This window comes from Rhizobium sp. SL86 (assembly GCF_026672545.1).
Lineage (GTDB): Bacteria > Pseudomonadota > Alphaproteobacteria > Rhizobiales > Rhizobiaceae > Neorhizobium.
Genome location: NZ_JAPPRJ010000008.1, coordinates 328,927 through 347,842, shown reverse-complemented (window position 1 = coordinate 347,842; position 18,916 = coordinate 328,927). Strand labels below are relative to the sequence as shown.

Here is an 18,916-nt window from a genome sequence, read left to right as displayed (position 1 = left end):
TTTAATGAATGAGTGAAAGCATAGCGGCCATTCACAGAGGAAGTGAGCCGCAATGTCTGGATGCTTGAATGAGGCATAAAGTGACTCGTTCAGTCGAGAGCCGTTTCATCGCAATCATCATCGCGGCGCTGCTCATCGTGGTTGCGCCGCTCTTTACGTTGTTTCTCGCGCTCTCCTCCAGGCAGGTTGCCGAAAGCCTTCACGAACACGTCGAGATCGTGATTGCAGCCAATGCACAGGCCCTTGCCAAACCGCTCTGGGATCTCGATGTCGAAAGCATCCGCCAGATCACGAGCGCGCTTTTGAACGAGCGTGGCATTCAGGTCGTTCAGGTCACCGATACGCTTGGCAAGCTCGACGTGGTGGAAAGCCGTGTCCGCGACGCCTCCCAGGAATTGCAGCCGGTCAGCCGGCCGATCTTCTACCGGTCGAACGAAGGGTATCAGACGGTCGGAACACTGGTTGTCCGTTACCAGACGGTCGGTCTGTTCTCCGCGCTCACCAGCATGGAGATTGCCTTCATCTCCATCTTTGCGGTGGCGATCCTGACCGTTGTCGGCGCCGCCATTCTCGGCAACCGGACCATGGTGATCCGCCCGCTGATGCGTCTGACGGCGGCGGTTGAGGCCACGCGGCGCCTTGGATCGCGCCACCATGTCGACTGGCGTTCCACCGACGAAATGGGCCGGCTTGCCGACAGCTTCAACCAGATGCAGATCCAGCTGGAGCGCGAAGAGCGCGAACTGAAGCGTGCGCACCAGCAGACGACCGAAATCTACAACCTGACGCCGGCCATGCTGTTTTCGCTGAACAGCAACGACATGATCTTTGCCGTCAGCGACTACTGGCTGCTTGCCACGGGTTATGCCCGCCAGAACGTGCTGGGCCGCGCCTTCGTCGAACTCGTGGTGCCGGAGGACCATGAAACCTACCGGAGTCGCAAGGGGCGCACGCGCTCCATCGCAGGTGTCTGCGAGGTCACCGTGCGCTTCCTCTGCGCCGACGGACGCACCATGGACGTCCTCATCCTCGAGACGGCGCTCACCTCCTCGGGCAACGACCTTCCGGCCTCGCTCAGCGTCATGACCGATGTGACGGAACTGAAGCAGTCGGAAACCCGCAACCGCCGTCAGGCGATTTCCGACCATCTGACGGGCCTTCTGAACCGCCAGGGTTTCGAAGCCATTCTGGATGAGAAGATTGCCGCAGCCGACCGTGTGCAGGGCGAAGTGGCCTGCCTCTTCGTCGATCTGGACCGGTTCAAGCAGATCAACGATACGCTCGGCCATGCCGCCGGCGACAGCGTGCTGTGCCAGTTCGTCGAGCGCATCCGGCCGTTGATCCACGAGGATGATGCGGCCGCCCGTCTCGGCGGCGACGAATTTGCCATCCTCGTCACCGGCGAAGGCGCAGAACGGCGCGCCGTCGAGATCGGCCAGAGGATCGTCGATCAATTCGAACTGCCGTTTCGCACGGAGACCACCAGCGTCCGCCTCAGCGCCAGCATCGGGCTTGCGTTTTACCCCCGCCACGCAACAAGCGCCAGCGAACTGCTGCAGCGCTCCGACATGGCCATGTATGCACGCAAGCGCGACGGCAAGAACGGCGCCAACATCTACGACAACTCGATCTCGGAACGCGCGCGCCAGCGCGCGGAAATCGAAAGCGATATCGAGGTTGCGATCGCCGCGAACTGGTTCGAGGCGCATTTCCAGCCGATCATGGATGTCGCCGAACGTCGAATCGTCGGCTTCGAGGCCCTGATGCGCATGCGCCATCCGCGCAAGGGACTGATGTCACCGGCCGGCATCATCGACGTCGCCGAGGAGACGGGATCCATCGGCCAGATCGGCAACCTGATCCTCGAGGATTCGCTTGCCAACCTCGCCCAGCTGTCGCGTCTGCCCGACATGGCGAATGCCTATGTTGCCGTCAACTTCTCGCCCTTGCAGTTCGAGCCGAGCCTGCCGATCCGACTGACCTCGCTGACGGGACGGTATGGGATTGCGCCGCAGCGCCTCGTCATCGAGATCACCGAAGCGGTGCTGATGCACGACAACCCGCAGATTCGCACCGTTCTGGACACACTGCACGGCTTTGGATACCGCATCGCCCTCGACGACTTCGGAACCGGTTATTCGTCGCTGAGCTATCTGAGCCGCTTCCCCGTGGATATCGTCAAGATCGACCAGTCCTTCATCCGCTCCATCGGATTGGACGCCACGGATGTTCAGCATAAAAACCGCATGCTGATGGAAGGTATCAGCGCCATCTCACACAAGATGAACTGCCTGGTCGTTGCAGAAGGAGTGGAAACGGAAGATCAGTTTTCGCTTCTTAAGGAGATCGGCATTGACTGCGCGCAGGGTTACCTGTTCTCCCGCCCGCTGGCGATCAACGATATTGTCGCGAATATCAGCAAAAACGTAAATCAGCTGGAAACGCGTGCAGGTTAGCGTCATACTCAACCGACATCTGTGGATGAGGGGAACATGACGCATCTTGTTCTGGCCCTGGCATTTGCCCTGATCTCCTTGAGCGCGAAGGCGGCGGAAATCCGTTTCGCGACGGAGCCCTATCCGCCTTATTCCTTTGCGGACGACGACGGAACGGCCAGGGGCGCCGGCGTCGAACAGGTCCACGCGATCATGCATGGGATCGAGACCAAAACGGACTATTCGATTGACGTGATGCCCTGGGCGCGTGCCATCGCACTGGCCGAAACCCGGCCAAACCATTGCACCTTCGCTGCCGCCCGCACACCGGAGCGGGAAAAACGCTTCAAGTGGGTAACCCCCCTGCTCCGCGACATCAACTTCCTGGTGGCCCGCGCCGATGCTGACCTGAAGGCAAAATCGGTGGACGAGGCCGTTTCCCTCTCCATCGGCACGCAGCGCGAGGACTATACGGAACAATTGTTGCGCGCCAGGGGCTTCACGAAGATCGACCTCAGCAACAGCTTCGACCTGACCCTCGCCAAGCTTCTGAGCGGACGCATCGACCTGATGCCGATGTCTCAGGGCGTTTTCGACACACTCTCCGCCGGCGGCACGCCAATCCGTGTCCTTGGCGAACTGTCAAGACAGGATCTCGGCATTGCCTGCAACAAGTCCGTTTCGGACAGGCTGATTGCCCAGATGCAGGCCGCGCTTGATCGACTGCGTGCGTCGGGCGAACAGAACCGCATCCTCACACGCTTTGGCCTGCCGAAAAGCCCGTAAGGGAACGGCTTGACTTCACCCCGGTTTCGCGGTGGAAGGCGGTCGGACGGCAGAAGGATCGTTTTCCATGCTCATCATCGCAGGTCTCGGCAATCCCGGCGGCAAATATGCCGGCAACCGCCACAATATCGGTTTCATGGCGGTGGACGCCATCCAGCGCAAGCCGGGCTTTTCGCCCTGGTCGAAGAAATTCAAGGCCGAGATTTCCGAAGGCGAACTGGCGGGCGAGAAGGTGCTGCTGATGAAACCGCAGACCTTCATGAACCTGTCGGGCGAAGCCGTCGGCGAGGCCATGCGCTTCTACAAGCTCGGGCCGCAGAACATCGTTGCCATCTATGACGAACTCGACCTGCCCCCGGCGAAGGCGCGCATCAAGGTCGGCGGCGGACATGGCGGGCATAACGGCGTCAAATCGCTCGATGCTCATTGCGGCAAGGAGTACCGCCGCCTGCGCCTCGGTATCGGCCATCCAGGCGCCAAGGAACTGGTGCACAATCATGTACTCGGCGATTTTGCCAAGGTGGACCGCGACTGGCTGGAACCGCTTCTCGATGCGATTGCCGACAATGCAGAGATGCTGGTGAAAAACGAGGACAGCCAGCTGATGAACAAGCTGGCGCTCGCCGTCGGCGGCAAGGCGGATGACGAGACGACAAAAACCGCCAAGGCAGCGAAGGAACCGAAGCCAGCCGGCCAGTCGCATATCCGTCAGGCCCGCCATTTCAACCAGCCAAAGGCGCTGCCGACAACCGGCCCGATGGCGGACATGCTGAAGCGGATGTTTTCGAAGAAGGATGAAGGGTGATCGCCATGCGGCCGGACGTGAGCATCCGCCCGGCTGCCGCCGGTGATCTCGACGATCTGCTGGCGCTCTACCGCGAACTCAATCCCGCCGATCCGATCTTATCGCCTGCCCAGGCGGATGCCGCGTTCCAGCAGATGCTCACGCAGCCCGGCCTCACTGTTTTCGTGGCAGAACAGGACAATGGGATCGTATCGACGGCAACACTCATCGTCATCCCCAACCTCACCCGCTCTGCCAGGCCCTATGGCCTGATCGAGAATGTGGTGACGCTATCGGAAATGCGGGGAAGCGGGCTTGGACGCGCGGTGGTGCGCCATGCGATCGGCGTCGGCTTTGCGGCGAACTGCTACAAGGTGATGCTGCTGACGGGCCGGCACAGCGAAGCGGTGCACCGATTCTACGAAGGCTGCGGTTTCGTGCAGGACAAGACGGGCTTTCAGATCCGCAACGACTGAACCGCGCAACGTCGGCGACCGGCGACTATTCCTCTGGCTCGGCCGTGAACATCAGCGGAAACTCGGCATCCTTGGCGAGATCCATCGCTTCCTTCACCTTGGTTTCGGCGACATCCTTCGGGCAGACCACCACCACGCAGGACCCCATGCGGTGGGCGGTGATCATCACCTTCTGGCTTGCTTCCTCACCCATGCGGAAGACGACCTTCAGCACCAGAACGACGAATTCGCGCGGCGTGTAGTCGTCATTGTGCAAAAGCACCTTGTAGAGCTTCGGCCGCTCCACCTTGGGTTTCGTCACCGTCTGCTGTTTGAGACCGACCTGATTTGCCATGACCGATTATTCCCTGGGACCATCGGGATCGCCGCCACCGTGACGGCGAGAGCCCTTGTTTGGCGGCAGGCTTGCCAGAACCATGTGCCAGTCTCGTGAAAGATAGGACAAACGGAGCCTTCCGCCAATGCCGCAAGCGCCGAAACGGCATCCGACACTCTTCCCACCCTTGACCGTCTGGCAGCTTTCCCCCATAGCCACAGCACAATCGAAAACTCAAGGACGGGTGAACCCTTATGGGCTTCAAATGCGGTATCGTCGGCCTGCCCAATGTCGGCAAGTCGACCCTCTTCAACGCGCTCACCAAGACGGCCGCAGCGCAGGCAGCCAACTATCCCTTCTGCACCATCGAGCCGAACACCGGTGAAGTGGCGGTGCCGGATCCGCGCATGCAGAAGCTGGCAACCATCGCCGGCTCCAAGGAAATCATTCCGACCCGCATCTCCTTCGTCGACATCGCCGGCCTCGTGCGCGGCGCCTCGAAGGGCGAAGGCCTCGGCAACAAGTTCCTCGCCAATATCCGCGAAGTCGATGCGGTCGTGCATGTGCTGCGCTGTTTCGAGGATGACGACATCACCCACGTCGAAGGCCGCATCAATCCGGTCGGCGATGCCGAGACGATCGACACCGAGCTGATGCTTGCCGATCTCGAAAGCCTGGAGCGCCGCGTCGAACAGACCCGCAAGCGCGCCACCGGCAAGGACAAGGATTCGATGGCGCAGCTTCCGATCATGGAAGCGGTCGTCAAGCTCCTGAACGAAGGCAAGCCTGCCCGCCTGCTTCTGAAGACGCTTCCGCCGGAAGAGATCGAGATCCTGAAGGGCCTCAACCTTCTGACCTCGCATCCGGTTCTCTACGTCTGCAACGTCGCCGAGGGTGATGCTTCGACCGGCAACAAACATACCGAAGCGGTTGCGGCGATGGCCGAGGCGCAGGGTGCGGAATGCGTGATCATCTCGGCAGCCATCGAGGCGGAAGTCGCCCAGCTGCCGGAAGAGGAAGCCCGCGAGTTCCTGTCGGCCCTCGGCCTGGAAGAGGCCGGTCTCGACCGCCTGATCCGCGCCGGTTACCACCTGCTCGACCTCATCACCTATTTCACCGTCGGCCCGAAGGAATGCCGTGCCTGGACGATCGTGCGCGGCACGAAGGCGCCGCAGGCCGCAGGCGTGATCCACACGGATTTCGAACGCGGCTTCATCCGTGCCTTCACCATTTCCTATGACGATTACATCGCCTTCAAGGGCGAAGTGGGCGCCAAGGAAGCCGGCAAGGGCCGCGACGAAGGCAAGGAATATGTCGTCCAGGACGGCGACGTGATCCACTTCCGCTTCAACACCTGATCGCCACAGCCTTCAGTTCAAAATCGTTTGTCTGCCGTCCCTCATTGCAGGGGCGGCAGTTTTTGTTTGAGTTCCGGCGGGAAGAGACCGACCACGACGCGCCTGAGCGGCTGCCAGCCGATGCCGACCGACAGCACGATGACGCCAACGGTGATCAGCGCCAGGAAGATGACATTGTCCATCTCGATCGCGCTGTTGCGCAAAAGCGTCGTCACCGTGACGATCAGGGTGATGAGGCCGGAGGTGACAAAGGCGCGCCGGTCGATGACGACACCGATCAGCATCAGGATCGCAACCAGGGCAATGACGCCCGGCGTCGAGGCGTCGCGCATCTGGTCGTCGAAATCGGACAGCGTGCCGAACGAGACGATGAAGAGGGTCGCGAGCCCCGCATAAAGCAGGGCCGGTGCGGCCGCCAGATGCAGCCAGAAGGCAATGTCGGAGCGGCGGCTCTGCCGCGCCGGGTCCGACAGATCATAGGTCATCGCCACGGCAAACAGGCCGAGTGCGGCGAGAATACCCATGACCAGCACGATCGACGGGTGATCGATCAGGATGTTCGTCGAGCGAAGCCCGATCTCCAGGAGGCCTACCAGCCCCAGGAACAGCACGGCAAAGAAGGACAGAATGACGAAGGCGAGCGCCACAGGGATCCGGTAGCGCCAGTAGAAGGCGAGCATCATCAGCGGAAAAGCCAGGAAGCGCAGCGCCAGCAGCAGATAGCTGTCACCGGACCAGCCCATATCATCTGCAACCAACTGGCAGATCACCACCGCCCAGATCGCCATGGCAATGGTCAGCGCCACCGCCGGAAGCGCCAGCCGCTGCCGGCGCACCAGGATCTCTGCCAGAATGAGGACGACCGGCAAAAGCCCGATGATGGCACCAAGCCCGCCGACGCCGATCAGAAGAACCGTCAGGCCGAGCGTGATCAAAACGTCGTGGAAACCGCGGATGAAACGCGGCGTCTCGGTCTCGATGACGGCAGGCCGCGCGGGATCATCGACTGCAGCGCGCGGCGCCTCCCTGAGGCCCGGCAATGCCGCCTCGATATGCGCCTCCAGCGCACCAAGCTTGGTCGGCTCAACGAGACCCCTTGCGACCGCCGTTTCCAATGCACCACGCAGACCTGTCATCTCAATGCCGCTCCCGCCAGCCCCGGATTGGTTCGGGGTCCACCGGACATTATGGGGCGTCGGGCGGAGTGACAACCGCCATGTGCCGTGGCGGCACCGCTCCTTGCCGATGCCGTTGCAGGAGCCTCATTCCGGCTGCAGCAGATGGCCGTTCCAGAGGGCCTTCAGTGTCGCGATAGAGACAGTCGCGATGACGCCGCTGACGAAGACAAGCAGCACCCATAACGCCGGCCCATGCCAGTCCATTGGAGAATGATGGGCCACTTTCAGAGAGGCGATGGAAAAGGCGGCCGCCGGAAAGGTGTAACCCCACCAGGACATGGCGAAGGGCACTGTGCGAAACACCGGAACAAGCGTCAGGAGCACCACGGCGATCAGCGCGGCCAGCGCATAGACCGCAAGCGGACCGGGGCCAAAACCGCCGGTCAGCGCGGCCAGCGCAATACTGCCGACCGCCGGCGGGGCGAGCAGGATGGCAAGCGTCGGCCGCATTCTGGCCGGAAGCTGCGGGCCGGTGGCAAGGCGCAGCAGGATCAGCGGCTGGACGATGAGCCAGAGCAGCGCACCAAGGCCGAACAGCATCCAGGACGCTGTGACGAAACCGAGTTTTGCCCCGAAGATGGGCGCCAGGACATTACCGACCAGTGGAATCAGAAGCGGCGGCGTGAGCGTTGCGGCATCGCGCGGCGACAGAAGCAGGCTGCGCACGATCCACACGCCCACCACCAGATGCAGAGAGACACCGGTCAACCAGAGACCGGCGGCGAGATCCGTCGAATAGGGAATGGCGCCACCGGACAGGATCAGCAGGCCGATCGAGATCGCGCCGGCAAAGGCACTGCGGATCGGGTGGACGAGATCACCGGCCAAAGCGGAGGGGTGGAGAAACGTGCGCGTGGCATGCGCCACCAGGATCACCAGCCAGGCAATGGCCGCAACCGCCATTAGCGCCTCGCCGATCATGACCGGCGCACCAAGGACGACTGCGGCGTCCCGCCAGGCGAGCGCCAGCCCGCCAAGCCCCATCGGCACGGCAAAAAGCGGCAGCGGCAAATGCTGCAGGCTGCCGCGCGCGGGTGAACCGAGCCCGGCCTGTGAATGATCGATCGATGTCATGAACCGTCTATCCCCTCGAATACAAGCGGGGACCAGCAGGGAGACCAGAGGCGCCTGCCGGTCCCGGTGGCGTTTCAGGCCTTGCGGACCGGGCAGGTGGACAGGCCGAACAGGCTGTAGAGCGGGCAGGACGACATCAGCCCGGTCAGCAACGGCACCACGCCGATCAGCGTGTAATACCGCCAGGAAGCGTCCGGGAAGATGAAGAACAGCGACAGCAGGACAAGACCGGCGACGATGCGCAGCAACCGATCGATGGATCCGACATTCTTGGCAAACATGACCTTCTCCCTTGGGATCTTTGAGTGGATGATCACAAGGTTAGCGCGCCGCTTTCTGCCGCTCGGTGACTAAGTCACCGGATCCGGCAGGATGTCAGGGTTGTGCGGCCATTTTTGTCAGCGCCGCCCGGTCGAGGATGCGGATCGACCCGCGCTCGTTGGCAATCCACCCCTTGGAGGCAATAGCCTCCAGCCGGCGCGACACCACCTCGCGGGCCGTGCCGATTGCTACCGCGAGGTCCTGGTGAGTGGCCGACACCTCCCCGCTCGCATCGGCACGATCGAGAAGCACATGCGCAAGGCGCTGTTCCACCTTGACGAAGGCCACCTGCTCCAGAACGAACATCAGATCGCCGAGCCGGGCGGCAAAGGCCCTGAACACGAACTGCCGGAAGGAGGAAGAGCCCGCCATCAGCCGTTCGAAGACGGTCGGCGGCACCATGACCGCCACGAGGTCCGTTTCGGCAATCGCTTCCCCGGTGTAAGGCGCACCGCCCAGCACGCCAAGCGTCGTCTGCACGCAGGTTTCTCCAGGCGACACGGCATAAAGCAGGAGTTCGCGGCCGTTGCGCCCCGTCAGGTAGACGCCGATGCGCCCCGACAGCAGGATGACGAAACTCTGCGCCGCATCTCCGGGGCGAAACAGCGTGGTCCGCGCCGGCACATGCACGGGTTTGAGGCCCTCCAATTCCCGCCGCCATTCCGGTTCCAGTGCGGCAAGAAAGCCTGCATCACGCAGCCAACTCATCATGGACCCTCTCTCCATTTGGGGGCATAAGACTCACTGCGTACATTCTGAGGGAGGATTGGACACCGGATGCAGGCAGACAGATTGTATTTTGAAGACTTCGTCCCCGGACGGCAATTCCCCCTTGGCCCCAAAACCGTCAGCGCGGCGGAGATCATTGAATTTGCGACGGAATTCGATCCGCAACCGATGCATCTTTCGGAAGAGGCTGGCAAAGCCAGCATCCTCGGCGGCCTTGCCGCCTCCGGTTGGCATACATCGTCGATGTTGATGCGGATGATCGTCGATTCGCACATCGCAAACTCCAGCTGTCAGGGCTCGCCCGGCATCGAATTCATGGACTGGAAAAAGCCGGTCCTCGCCGATGATACGCTGGCCGGCCAGGCAACGGTGCTGGAAGCGCGCGCGTTGAAATCGCGCCCCGGCCTCGGTCTCGTGCGCATGCGCACCGAACTTCAGAACCAGCGCGGACAGGCCGTCTGCGCCGCCGAACAGGTCATCATGTTCGGCATGCGCGACACCGGGGAGACAACCGCATGAGGCTCGCAGAACTCAACCCGATCGGCACCCGCATCGAAACCGGCACGCTGGAATTTACGGCAGACGATATCATCCGCTTCGCCACAAAATTCGATCCGCAGCCCTTCCACATGGATGCGGAAGCGGCAAAATCCTACGTCTTCGGCGGGCTCTGCGCCTCCGGCTGGCATACCTGCGCCGGCTGGATGAAGATGTTCCTCGCCCACTGGAAGGAGGAGCACATCCGCCTGACACGGGAGGGCATCGATCCGCCCAAGCTCGGCCCCTCCCCCGGCTTCAAGAACCTGAAATGGATCCGCCCGGTCTATGCCGGCGACCAGGTCACCTATTTCGTCACGCTGACCGAGGCGCGCGAACTCGCCTCCCGACCGGGAACCTGGCTGAATTCCACCTTCAATGAAGGCGTGAACCAGAACGGCGAAAAGGTTCTGCAATTCGACAGCAGCGTAATGGAATTCACCTGAGAGGCACCGGTCCTTTCGCCTGCGATGCGACCGGCAACGCAGGCGAAGGCTCAACGCGTGGCAATCACCGCCACGCCCGCCCCGACCATCAGCGTGCCCGCGCCGCGATTGACATTGCGCACCACGCGCGGCGTGCCAAGCAGGCGCCGCGCCCGGCTGGCCAGTACCACATGCCCGCCGATCACCAGCACCTCGACCAGAAGGATCACCACGGCAAGGCTCAAAAAGTCGCCGATCGACAGATCGGGGCCCACGACATGCGGCAGGAGCGCAAGATAGAAGAGCGGCATCTTCGGATTGCCGAGGTTGAGCACGACGCCGGTGAGGAAACCGCGGCGCAGATCACGCGTATCCGAGATCGCCCGCGCTTGTGGCACCGTGGCGGGCGCCGTCCACATGCGAATGCCCATCCAGATCAGATAGGCAGCCCCCGCATAACGCAGCACGGTCATGCCTGCCCCCATCTCCGCCGCAGCCGCCGAGAGGCCGAAAGCGGCAAGCCCCAGAAAGATCAGGATGCCGGTCACGGTGCCAAGGCCATAGGCAATGCCGGAGGCCGCACCGCCATGCACGGTGCGCGCCAGGATCGTCATGTTGTCCGGGCCGGGACTGGCGGCAAACACAAAAAACGTCGCCCCGAAGGCGACCAGTGTCGAAAGATCCATTGTCGTTCCCCGTCTTGTTCCGGGGGTCAACGCTACGCCCGTGTGGAGGCGCTGGCAAGCACCGGCACCGGACAGGGGTCAGGCACGGACAGGATGGGCTCAGTGGCCGTCGAAGGAGACGAGCGTGCGCACCTCGACGCCGAGCGCCTCGAGTTTCCTGCGACCGCCAAGTTCCGGCAGGTCGATGACGAAACAGGCCGACACGACCTCGGCGCCGATCTGGCGCAGCAGCTTTACCGCCCCTTCCGCCGTGCCGCCGGTGGCAATCAGGTCGTCGCACAGGATCACCTTCTCGCCCGGCTGCACCGCATCCACATGCATCTCCATCTCGTCGACGCCGTATTCGAGACTGTAGGCGACGCTGACGGTGGTGTGCGGCAGCTTGCCCTTTTTGCGGATCGGCACGAAACCCGCCGACAGCTGATGCGCCATGGCGCCGCCGAGAATGAAACCGCGCGCCTCGATGCCGGCGATCTGGTCGATGGCAAGATCCTGATAGGGACGCACCAACTCATCCACCGCCTGCCGAAAGGCCTTGGCATCCCCCAGAAGCGTGGTGATGTCACGGAAGATGATGCCGGGCTTCGGATAATCGTGGATGGCACGGATGGAGGCGGCAAGCGTTTTCTCGGCAGTAGTCATCGGGTCCAATTCCTGTGTTCGCAGAAAGGCGGCGATCGTTATCCTTGCGTCGCAACACGACGACATCATGAGTTTTGGCACCTGGCGCCCGCTGGAACCCGCCGCCGAGATCGATTATCATCGCGCAGGACTGGAGGTCGCAGATGCAGCACGTTCGATTAACGGATCAGGTCATCTGGTTCAAGCATATCGAAGGCGAGACACTGTTGGAACGCTTGACGGCATTGCAAGCAGAAGAGGAAATCCATCTCGAGGTTGGCGGTGTCGTCGGGCGCTGGAAGCGCATGAAAAGTGGCGCCGATGGACGCCCGACCGATGGCATCAAGCCCAGCGGCGCCATGCGAGACGTCTGGAGCGAATGGTATGGCTCGAAGCGCGGCGACCGCCTGACCGTCCGCGAGGTTCCGCAAGAGCCACGAAACCGCCTGTCGGCTGTCTCGCTGTTTCCGGAATGGCAAAGCGCCGAGGACGAGGCGGCATTTCGTGATCTGTGACCGTTACGATACCGCCGTCGTACCCTTCCCCTTTGCCGAACAACCGGTCCTGAAACGACGACCAGTCGTCATCCTGTCCGGCCGCCACTTCAACGAGCGCAACGACGCCACGGTCGTGGCGATGATCACCACCGCAAAGGCAACGGCCTGGCCGAGTGACATCCTGATCCGTGACCTGCAGTCCGCGAGCCTCAACGCAGCGTGCGTCATCCGCTGGCGGCTGGCAACCATCCCGAACGAACTCGTGCTGCGGCGGCTGGGATCGCTCTCGGGCCTCGACAGGCTCGCCTGCGAGCGGGAACTCGCCAACATCCTGTTATGAAAAAGGCGGCCCGAAAGCCGCCTTTTAGAAACATCCTGCGCCGGAAGCTCAATGCTCCTTGTTGGCGTAGACCGACTTCTTCGTCAGGTAGATGAGAATGGTGAAGATCGCCAGGAACACCATGACCATGAAACCGGTGCGCTTGCGGTCTTCCAGGTGCGGCTCGGCGGCCCACATCAGGAAGGCGGAGACGTCCTTCGAATACTGGTCGAGGGTCTGCGGCGAACCGTCCTCATAGGTCACCTGTCCGTCGGAGAGCGGCGGCGCCATGGCGAGAGATGCGGCAGCAGCAAAATACGGGTTGTAATGCGTTCCCGGCGAGACTTCGACACCGACCGGCGGCTCCTGGTAACCGGTCAGCAGCGAATAGATATAGTCCGGTCCGCCTTCCTGATACTGGGTGAAGATGTCGAAGACGAACTGCGGGAAACCGCGGGTCACGCCGCGCGCCTTGGCGATCAGCGAGAAATCCGGAGGGGCCGCTCCGCCATTGGCAGCAGCCGCCGCCTGCACGTTCGGGAAGGGCGACGGGAAATGGTCCGAAGGCACGGCCTTGCGGGTGAACATCTCGCCATCATCGTTCGGGCCGTCCTGCACCTCGTAATTGGCGGCAAAGGCCTTTACCTGCGCTTCCGAATAACCAAGCCCCTCCAGCGTGCGGAAGGAAACGAGGTTCATCGAATGACAGGCCGAACAGACCTCGGTGTAGACCTTCAGGCCACGCTGCAGCTGGCCCTTGTCATAATGACCGAAGGGACCGGCAAAACTCCAATCCAGGTTGTGCGGTTTGTGGATCGGGTAATGCGGCGTGCCGCCCTCGGCATGCGCACCCTCTTCGGCGGCCTGCACGCCGGTCGCAAGACCGGTGAGCAGCGCCAGAGACAGGAGGCTTTTTACAAGCTTATTCATCGTTTGGTCCTCTCCGTCTTCTGCTCAGGCGCGCATGTCGGCGGTGACATTGCCATTTTTGGCAAGCACGGCCTCCGTGATCGAGTTGGGGATGCGCCTCGGCGTCTCGATCAGGCCCAGAACGGGCATCAGAACGAGGAAGAAGCCGAAGTAATAGGCCGTGCCGATCTGCGACAGGATGACGTAGACGCCTTCCGCCGGCATGGCGCCGAGCCAGCCGAGCATGATCGAGTTGGCCACGAAGATCCAGAAGAACAGCTTGTACCACGGACGATAGACCGCCGAGCGAACCTTGGACGTATCGAGCCAGGGCAGGAAGAACAGAACGATGATGGCACCGAACATCACGAGGACGCCGCCGAGCTTGGAATCGATCGGGCCGACATTGAAGGTGATGGCGCGCAGCATGGCGTAGAACGGCAGGAAATACCATTCCGGAACGATATGCGCCGGGGTCTTCAGCGGGTCGGCCATGATGTAGTTGTCGGGATGGCCGAGATAGTTCGGCATGTAGAAGATGAACCAGGCATAGACGATCAGGAAGATCGACAGACCCAGCGCATCCTTCAGCGTCGCGTAAGGGGTAAAGGGGACCGTGTCCGTCTTGGTCTTCACCTCGATGCCGGTCGGATTCGTCTGGCCGGTCACATGCAGGGCCCAGACGTGCAGGATGACGACGCCGGCGATCATGAAGGGCAGCAGGTAATGCAGCGAGAAGAAGCGGTTCAGCGTCGGCTGATCGACGGCAAACCCGCCGAGCAGGAACTGCTGGATCCATTCGCCCACCAGCGGGAAGGCCGAGAAGAAGCCGGTGATGACGGTTGCGCCCCAGAAGGACATCTGGCCCCAGGGCAGAACATAGCCCATGAAGGCGGTCGCCATCATCAGCAGGAAGATCACCACGCCGAGGATCCAGAGGATTTCGCGCGGCGCCTTGTAGGAGCCGTAATAGAGGCCACGGGCGATATGCAGGTAGACGGCGATGAAGAAGAAGGACGCGCCGTTGGCATGCATGTAACGCAACAGCCAGCCGTGGTTCACGTCGCGCATGATCTTTTCGACGGAATTGAAGGCAACCGTCGTTTCCGCCGCATAATGCATGGCGAGCACGACACCGGTCAGGATCTGCACCACCAGCATCACCATCAGCATGGCACCGAAGGTGTAGGCGTAGTTGAGGTTGCGCGGCACCGGATAGGCGACGAAGCTGTCATACATCATGCGCGGCAGGGGAAGCCGTGCGTCGATCCACTTTTCCAAGCCCGTGGAAGGCTGATAACTGGAATGCCCACTCATTGATTAGTCCCCTCAGCCGATCCGGATCACGGTATCGCTTGCAAAAGTAAAAGTCGGGATGGCCAGATTCTGCGGCGCCGGACCTTTGCGAATGCGGCCCGCCGTATCGTAGTGCGAGCCATGGCAGGGACAGAACCATCCGCCGAAATCGCCGGACTGGCCGAGCGGCACGCAGCCGAGATGGGTACAGGAGCCGATCATGACGATCCAGTTCTCCTTGCCTTCGCCGGCGGAGCGATCAAGGTCGGTCGCCTGCGCGTCAGCCGCGATGTTGGCGTTGCGGGCGACGGGATCCTTCAGCTCGGCGAGCTGAACGGCCTTAGCCTCTTCGATTTCCTTGGCCGTGCGGTTGCGGATGAAGACGGGCTTGCCCCGCCACTTCACCGTCAACGACATGCCGGGCTCGAGGCTCGCGACATTCACCTCGATCGAGGCAAGCGCCAACGTGGAGGCATCAGGCCGCATCTGGTCGATGAATGGCCAGGCAACGGCGGCGGCCCCCACCGCACCCGCCATGCCGGTCGTCAGGTAAAGGAAATCGCGGCGAGTGGGCTCGCCCACGGTTCCGCTCGTCGTGTCGTGCTCGCTCACGGTGAAACCATCCTCTGCACAGAAATGTGATGATATTGCATTGCCCCTCGCCCCTCATGAAGCCGGTCTGGACGCAACCGGCCTCTCATCTCCCGCTAAAATTTTTAAGCGTCGCTCAACAATAAGTCTAGCCTCCCCAACAGCCTATGGGCACATTGTCGCGGGTCAATAAAGCTCGGAAGGCCTGCATATGCAGAGATTTTCCCCTTTTGCCTTGCGCCAGATCAAGGCGCAGCCCGGATGTTGCACTGCACGCAGGAGCTGCCGATTCGGCGCGAAGGCCAGAAATCATGGCATTCATGCGGCGCTGGAGGAAAAACAGCATCACTGGCGCGACAACATGAAGGATCTTGCCGCCCGCGGCACTCCATCATGCCATGCCTGATCCCCCGTTACGGCGGGAGTTGAACATGATTCGCGCCGATACCGGCATCTCTTTTTGAAAAACCGCCTCAGGCGGGCTCGTCGACCGCGAGAAAACCGCCGGACTGGCGTGACCATAGCTCGGCATAAAGCCCGCCGGAAGCGACAAGCTCGGCATGGGTGCCCTGTTCGATGATACGGCCCTTGTCCATCACGATCAGCCGGTCGAGCGCAGCAATCGTCGACAGGCGATGGGCGATCGCCAGCACCGTCTTGCCCTTCATAAGTTCGTCCAGATTGGACTGGATCGCTGCTTCGACTTCCGAATCGAGCGCCGACGTCGCCTCGTCCAGCACCAGGATCGGCGCGTCCTTCAGCATCACGCGGGCAATGGCGATACGCTGCCGCTGGCCGCCTGAGAGTTTCACTCCGCGTTCACCGACATGCGCGTCAAATCCCTTGCGGCCGCGCTGGTCCTCCAGCGCGCGGATGAAACCTTCCGCCTCCGCGCGCCGTGCTGCCGTCAGAAGCTGCGCGTCCGTGGCGTCCTGCCGCCCGAACAGGATGTTGTCGCGAATGGACCGGTGCAGGAGCGAGGTATCCTGCGTCACCATGCCGATCTGCGCCCTGAGCGATTCCTGGGTGACCTTGGCGATATCCTGCCCGTCGATCAGGATGCGCCCGCTCTCGACATCGTAGAAGCGCAAAAGCAGGTTGACGAGCGTCGATTTCCCGGCCCCGGAGCGGCCGACGATGCCGACCTTTTCCCCCGGCGCGATCGTCAGGTTCAGCGTGTCGATCACGCCCTTGCCCCGGCCATAGTGGAAACTGACATTCTCGAAACGGATTTCCGGACGCGTGACGACGAGATCCGTCGCATCCTTCGCATCCGTCAGGCCGATCGGCTGGGAGATCAGTTCGGCGGCATTCTGCACGGTACCGAAATTGCGCATGATGCCATTGAACTGCGTCATCAGGCGCCCGAGCAGGAAATTCAAGCGCAACACCAGCGCCAATGTGAAGGCAACGGCACCGGAACTGATGCGCCCATCCAGCCAGAGATGAATGCAAAGTGCCGCCATGCTGGTGATCATGATGCCGGAGAGCAGCGCCATCGAGGCGCGCACGCCGGTGATGAAGCGCGTGAACATCATCGTCGTCGACTGGAAGGTGTCGAAGCCTTCCCGCATATAGCGGTCGTTCACCTCGTCGCGGCCGAAGAGCCGAAGCGTCTGAATGTTGCTGTAGCTGTCCACCATGCGGCCGTTCAGCATGGAAGCGGCCTCCGCCGTTTCGCGCGAATGATAGCGGATGCGCGGCACGAAATAACGGGCGAGGAAGGAAAAGATCACCACCCAGGCGACGACGATCATCGCCAAGCGCCAGTCCAGCCCGCCGATCAGCGTCAGCATCGAGACCGCATAGATCAGGACGAACCAGACGCTTTCCATCAGCGAGGTGACGAGATCGCCCGCCGACTGCCCTCCGGACCACACCTTGGTGACGATGCGGCCGGCAAAATCGTTCTGGAAGAAGGAAATCGATTGCCGCGCCACATGCTGGTACGACTGCCAGCGCACGAGATTGTAGAAGCCCGGGGTGATGATCTGCTGGTCCACCAGCGCGGTCGCCATGGTAATCAGGAAGCGCACGAGGCCGATCAGCACCAGCATGCCCGCCAGTTCCCATCCGTGCGTGGCCAGAAGTCCGCTCCAGCCGTCTGCCTTGTTGACGGTTGCCAGGATATCCACCAGCCGGCCGACGAACCAGAAGAGCGCCGCCTCGATGGCCGCTGTCATGCCGCCCAGCACCAGCATCGCAAGGAAGGGGAATTTGGCCTGGCGCGCGTAGAACCAGATGAAGGCGATGGTGCCCTTTGGCGGCCTCAGATCGGCACGCGGCGCAAAGGGCTGGATACGGTCTTCAAAGAAGCGGAACAGGGCGTCGATCATAAGATGGGTATAGGCCGTTTCGCGCCTGCAACAAGCCGGCCCCCGCCTTAAATCTTTGCAATCTTCGATCCGACCGCGACAGGTTTATTGATAATGGCGACCGTAAATCGCGTGGTAACGCTGGTTGGCAGCAAGCGGGGCAACGGCATTGATCACCAGCTTTTCGTCCTCGGTCAGTTCCGCTCGCTGTAGCGCGAGCCGTGCGCTGCCGTAAAGCTGCGCGGGCGATGCCGTGCCGTAGGCCGTCGCACAACCGAAACGGCAGTTGAGCGCCGGCAGATCCTTGACGGTTCGCCGAGCGTGGCCGAGCGCCCCATCCACCACATGGCGGAGCCGGTTGCTCACATCGATCAGGTGGATCTCGTTGTTGGAATTCAAGAGCAGCCCGAGTTCATCGACCGACATCCAGCAAGCGCTATCATCCTTTCCGATCAATCGACCGGTCTGCTGGCCGATCGTATCGAGCAGGTAGTCGCGCGCCTTGGCCATCGCGGGACTGCGATAGGCATCGAAACCGCTGACGCGGCACAACATCAGGCTGTAACCATCCAGGTGTTGTTCACCGGAATGCAGGGCCTGCAGACGGCTCATCATGGTGGCGCGTTCACCAAGCCCATGGCTGATGATGTTGTCCGGCATGGAGGATGTCGGCGACAGGGCGTGCATCGGCGCGATCACTGCGTCCGGCGCGTCGTCCTTCTGTCCGGCGGGAGCCATGTCCGCCAGCCATTGCGACAACGAGGCCTGCAGTTCGGCAACCGCATTGACCTGCTCGCCGGCCGACTGTTTCAGGAGATTGACCATATGCGCCAACGGCGCGGCGGCCGGCTCGGGCGTCGCCGCCATCACCGCCTGCGCCTTGGCAAGCTGTTCCTCGAACGCCTGCAGCGAGACCTGCATGTCCTTGAGCGACGTCTCGACCTTCGGCAGGACGGGCGCCAGCGCCAGCGCCTCCACCACCTGTTCCGCGGGCTCGAACAGGAAGGGCAGGAAACGATGCGCGAGATCGGTGAGGTCTGCCTGCGACACCGGCCGCTTCAGGTGTTGAAAGCTCCGCTTGAGCTCGGCGTTTTCACCCTTCAAGAGAAGCGAGACCAGGTGAAAATTGGCGGGCGTCAGATCAAGACCCAGGCGGGTCAAAACGACCATCGCCTGACGGCCGATCGAGGCCTCCTTGGTGCTCCCGTACGAAGTGGTCGACATAGGCAAACTCCCGAATCGTGACCGGCTCATCGTAGGCTC

At 62.0% G+C, this 18,916-nt stretch carries 22 protein-coding genes; 10 read left to right on the top strand and 12 right to left on the bottom strand.

Annotation, left to right across the window (positions count from 1 at the left end; translation table 11 throughout):
* Positions 1-80: 80 nt before the first annotated feature.
* The 4 genes from OU993_RS22630 (at position 81) to OU993_RS22615 (ending at position 4,481) form a co-directional block, all read left to right on the top strand.
* Positions 81-2,456 (top strand): putative bifunctional diguanylate cyclase/phosphodiesterase, encoded by a 2,376-nt coding sequence (locus OU993_RS22630; RefSeq protein ID WP_268161169.1) that lies wholly within the window; start codon positions 81-83, stop codon positions 2,454-2,456.
* Positions 2,457-2,492: 36 nt separating this feature from the next.
* The gene (locus tag OU993_RS22625; protein WP_268161168.1) at positions 2,493-3,221 is read left to right on the top strand and encodes a substrate-binding periplasmic protein; all 729 of its coding nucleotides are present in this window, start codon (positions 2,493-2,495) and stop codon (positions 3,219-3,221) included.
* A 67-nt stretch (positions 3,222-3,288) separates the two neighbouring features.
* A complete protein-coding gene (gene pth / locus OU993_RS22620; RefSeq protein ID WP_268161167.1) occupies positions 3,289-4,026 on the top strand; it encodes an aminoacyl-tRNA hydrolase in 738 nt (245 codons plus the stop codon).
* Between the two features lie 5 nt (positions 4,027-4,031).
* The gene (locus OU993_RS22615; protein WP_268161166.1) at positions 4,032-4,481 is read left to right on the top strand and encodes a GNAT family N-acetyltransferase; all 450 of its coding nucleotides are present in this window, start codon (positions 4,032-4,034) and stop codon (positions 4,479-4,481) included.
* Positions 4,482-4,506: 25 nt separating this feature from the next.
* Here the strand turns inward: OU993_RS22615 and clpS are convergent, their stop codons facing one another.
* The gene (gene clpS, locus OU993_RS22610) at positions 4,507-4,815 is read right to left on the bottom strand and encodes an ATP-dependent Clp protease adapter ClpS (protein WP_268161165.1); all 309 of its coding nucleotides are present in this window, start codon (positions 4,813-4,815) and stop codon (positions 4,507-4,509) included.
* A gap of 236 nt (positions 4,816-5,051) precedes the next feature.
* Here clpS and ychF point away from each other — a divergent pair, with 236 nt between their 5' ends.
* Positions 5,052-6,155, top strand: a complete 1,104-nt coding sequence (ychF, locus tag OU993_RS22605) for a redox-regulated ATPase YchF (RefSeq protein WP_268161164.1) — start codon at positions 5,052-5,054, stop codon at positions 6,153-6,155.
* A 41-nt stretch (positions 6,156-6,196) separates the two neighbouring features.
* Here ychF and OU993_RS22600 read toward each other — a convergent pair whose 3' ends face one another.
* From OU993_RS22600 to OU993_RS22585, 4 genes are all read right to left on the bottom strand, one after another.
* On the bottom strand, positions 6,197-7,291 hold the full coding sequence (locus OU993_RS22600; RefSeq protein WP_268161163.1) for a hypothetical protein: 1,095 nt from the start codon (positions 7,289-7,291) through the stop codon (positions 6,197-6,199).
* A gap of 126 nt (positions 7,292-7,417) precedes the next feature.
* A complete protein-coding gene (locus OU993_RS22595; RefSeq protein WP_268161162.1) occupies positions 7,418-8,407 on the bottom strand; it encodes an SLAC1 anion channel family protein in 990 nt (329 codons plus the stop codon).
* Positions 8,408-8,481: 74 nt separating this feature from the next.
* Positions 8,482-8,688: a YgaP family membrane protein gene (locus OU993_RS22590; RefSeq protein ID WP_268161161.1), complete on the bottom strand. Its 207-nt coding sequence runs from the start codon at positions 8,686-8,688 to the stop codon at positions 8,482-8,484.
* A 94-nt stretch (positions 8,689-8,782) separates the two neighbouring features.
* On the bottom strand, positions 8,783-9,439 hold the full coding sequence (locus tag OU993_RS22585) for a Crp/Fnr family transcriptional regulator (RefSeq protein ID WP_268161159.1): 657 nt from the start codon (positions 9,437-9,439) through the stop codon (positions 8,783-8,785).
* A gap of 66 nt (positions 9,440-9,505) precedes the next feature.
* On the opposite strand from OU993_RS22585, the gene OU993_RS22580 reads away from it, so the two are divergent.
* Positions 9,506-9,976 (top strand): MaoC family dehydratase, encoded by a 471-nt coding sequence (locus OU993_RS22580; RefSeq protein WP_268161158.1) that lies wholly within the window; start codon positions 9,506-9,508, stop codon positions 9,974-9,976.
* On the top strand, positions 9,973-10,440 hold the full coding sequence (locus OU993_RS22575; protein WP_268161157.1) for a MaoC family dehydratase: 468 nt from the start codon (positions 9,973-9,975) through the stop codon (positions 10,438-10,440). Before OU993_RS22580 ends, OU993_RS22575 begins: the two co-directional genes overlap by 4 nt.
* Positions 10,441-10,490: 50 nt before the next feature.
* Here OU993_RS22575 and OU993_RS22570 read toward each other — a convergent pair whose 3' ends face one another.
* Complete coding sequence (locus OU993_RS22570; protein WP_268161156.1) at positions 10,491-11,105, bottom strand: LysE family translocator; 615 nt, start codon at positions 11,103-11,105, stop codon at positions 10,491-10,493.
* A gap of 99 nt (positions 11,106-11,204) precedes the next feature.
* Positions 11,205-11,747: an adenine phosphoribosyltransferase gene (locus OU993_RS22565; protein WP_268161155.1), complete on the bottom strand. Its 543-nt coding sequence runs from the start codon at positions 11,745-11,747 to the stop codon at positions 11,205-11,207.
* Positions 11,748-11,890: 143 nt separating this feature from the next.
* On the opposite strand from OU993_RS22565, the gene OU993_RS22560 reads away from it, so the two are divergent.
* Together OU993_RS22560 and OU993_RS22555 are read left to right on the top strand one after the other, a co-directional pair.
* Positions 11,891-12,241, top strand: a complete 351-nt coding sequence (locus tag OU993_RS22560) for a hypothetical protein (RefSeq protein WP_268161154.1) — start codon at positions 11,891-11,893, stop codon at positions 12,239-12,241.
* Positions 12,231-12,563 (top strand): type II toxin-antitoxin system PemK/MazF family toxin, encoded by a 333-nt coding sequence (locus tag OU993_RS22555; RefSeq protein WP_268161153.1) that lies wholly within the window; start codon positions 12,231-12,233, stop codon positions 12,561-12,563. Before OU993_RS22560 ends, OU993_RS22555 begins: the two co-directional genes overlap by 11 nt.
* Positions 12,564-12,611: 48 nt before the next feature.
* Here the strand turns inward: OU993_RS22555 and OU993_RS22550 are convergent, their stop codons facing one another.
* From OU993_RS22550 to petA, 3 genes are read right to left on the bottom strand one after another with little or no spacing between them, the layout of a single operon-like run.
* A complete protein-coding gene (locus OU993_RS22550) occupies positions 12,612-13,472 on the bottom strand; it encodes a cytochrome c1 (RefSeq protein ID WP_268161152.1) in 861 nt (286 codons plus the stop codon).
* Positions 13,473-13,496: 24 nt separating this feature from the next.
* Positions 13,497-14,768, bottom strand: coding sequence for a cytochrome b (locus tag OU993_RS22545; RefSeq protein ID WP_268161151.1), 1,272 nt, complete (start codon positions 14,766-14,768; stop codon positions 13,497-13,499).
* A 12-nt stretch (positions 14,769-14,780) separates the two neighbouring features.
* Positions 14,781-15,359 (bottom strand): ubiquinol-cytochrome c reductase iron-sulfur subunit, encoded by a 579-nt coding sequence (petA, locus tag OU993_RS22540; RefSeq protein WP_268161150.1) that lies wholly within the window; start codon positions 15,357-15,359, stop codon positions 14,781-14,783.
* A gap of 190 nt (positions 15,360-15,549) precedes the next feature.
* Here petA and OU993_RS22535 point away from each other — a divergent pair, with 190 nt between their 5' ends.
* Positions 15,550-15,744: a hypothetical protein gene (locus OU993_RS22535; RefSeq protein WP_268161149.1), complete on the top strand. Its 195-nt coding sequence runs from the start codon at positions 15,550-15,552 to the stop codon at positions 15,742-15,744.
* A 67-nt stretch (positions 15,745-15,811) separates the two neighbouring features.
* On the opposite strand, the gene OU993_RS22530 is transcribed toward OU993_RS22535, so the two are convergent.
* Together OU993_RS22530 and OU993_RS22525 are read right to left on the bottom strand one after the other, a co-directional pair.
* Positions 15,812-17,674 (bottom strand): ABC transporter ATP-binding protein, encoded by a 1,863-nt coding sequence (locus OU993_RS22530; RefSeq protein WP_268161148.1) that lies wholly within the window; start codon positions 17,672-17,674, stop codon positions 15,812-15,814.
* A gap of 84 nt (positions 17,675-17,758) precedes the next feature.
* Positions 17,759-18,877 (bottom strand): diguanylate cyclase domain-containing protein, encoded by a 1,119-nt coding sequence (locus OU993_RS22525; protein ID WP_268161147.1) that lies wholly within the window; start codon positions 18,875-18,877, stop codon positions 17,759-17,761.
* Between the last annotated feature and the right edge of the window lie 39 nt (positions 18,878-18,916).

Coding starts and splice junctions, on each gene's coding strand:
- OU993_RS22625 (WP_268161168.1), top strand. CDS start 2,493: ATGACGCATCTTGTTCTGGCCCTGGCATTTGCCCTGATCTCCTTGAGC.
- pth (WP_268161167.1), top strand. CDS start 3,289: ATGCTCATCATCGCAGGTCTCGGCAATCCCGGCGGCAAATATGCCGGC.
- OU993_RS22615 (WP_268161166.1), top strand. CDS start 4,032: ATGCGGCCGGACGTGAGCATCCGCCCGGCTGCCGCCGGTGATCTCGAC.
- clpS (WP_268161165.1), bottom strand. CDS start 4,815: ATGGCAAATCAGGTCGGTCTCAAACAGCAGACGGTGACGAAACCCAAG.
- ychF (WP_268161164.1), top strand. CDS start 5,052: ATGGGCTTCAAATGCGGTATCGTCGGCCTGCCCAATGTCGGCAAGTCG.
- OU993_RS22600 (WP_268161163.1), bottom strand. CDS start 7,291: ATGACAGGTCTGCGTGGTGCATTGGAAACGGCGGTCGCAAGGGGTCTC.
- OU993_RS22595 (WP_268161162.1), bottom strand. CDS start 8,407: ATGACATCGATCGATCATTCACAGGCCGGGCTCGGTTCACCCGCGCGC.
- OU993_RS22590 (WP_268161161.1), bottom strand. CDS start 8,688: ATGTTTGCCAAGAATGTCGGATCCATCGATCGGTTGCTGCGCATCGTC.
- OU993_RS22585 (WP_268161159.1), bottom strand. CDS start 9,439: ATGATGAGTTGGCTGCGTGATGCAGGCTTTCTTGCCGCACTGGAACCG.
- OU993_RS22580 (WP_268161158.1), top strand. CDS start 9,506: ATGCAGGCAGACAGATTGTATTTTGAAGACTTCGTCCCCGGACGGCAA.
- OU993_RS22575 (WP_268161157.1), top strand. CDS start 9,973: ATGAGGCTCGCAGAACTCAACCCGATCGGCACCCGCATCGAAACCGGC.
- OU993_RS22570 (WP_268161156.1), bottom strand. CDS start 11,105: ATGGATCTTTCGACACTGGTCGCCTTCGGGGCGACGTTTTTTGTGTTT.
- OU993_RS22565 (WP_268161155.1), bottom strand. CDS start 11,747: ATGACTACTGCCGAGAAAACGCTTGCCGCCTCCATCCGTGCCATCCAC.
- OU993_RS22560 (WP_268161154.1), top strand. CDS start 11,891: ATGCAGCACGTTCGATTAACGGATCAGGTCATCTGGTTCAAGCATATC.
- OU993_RS22550 (WP_268161152.1), bottom strand. CDS start 13,472: ATGAATAAGCTTGTAAAAAGCCTCCTGTCTCTGGCGCTGCTCACCGGT.
- OU993_RS22545 (WP_268161151.1), bottom strand. CDS start 14,768: ATGAGTGGGCATTCCAGTTATCAGCCTTCCACGGGCTTGGAAAAGTGG.
- OU993_RS22535 (WP_268161149.1), top strand. CDS start 15,550: ATGCAGAGATTTTCCCCTTTTGCCTTGCGCCAGATCAAGGCGCAGCCC.
- OU993_RS22530 (WP_268161148.1), bottom strand. CDS start 17,674: ATGATCGACGCCCTGTTCCGCTTCTTTGAAGACCGTATCCAGCCCTTT.
- OU993_RS22525 (WP_268161147.1), bottom strand. CDS start 18,877: ATGTCGACCACTTCGTACGGGAGCACCAAGGAGGCCTCGATCGGCCGT.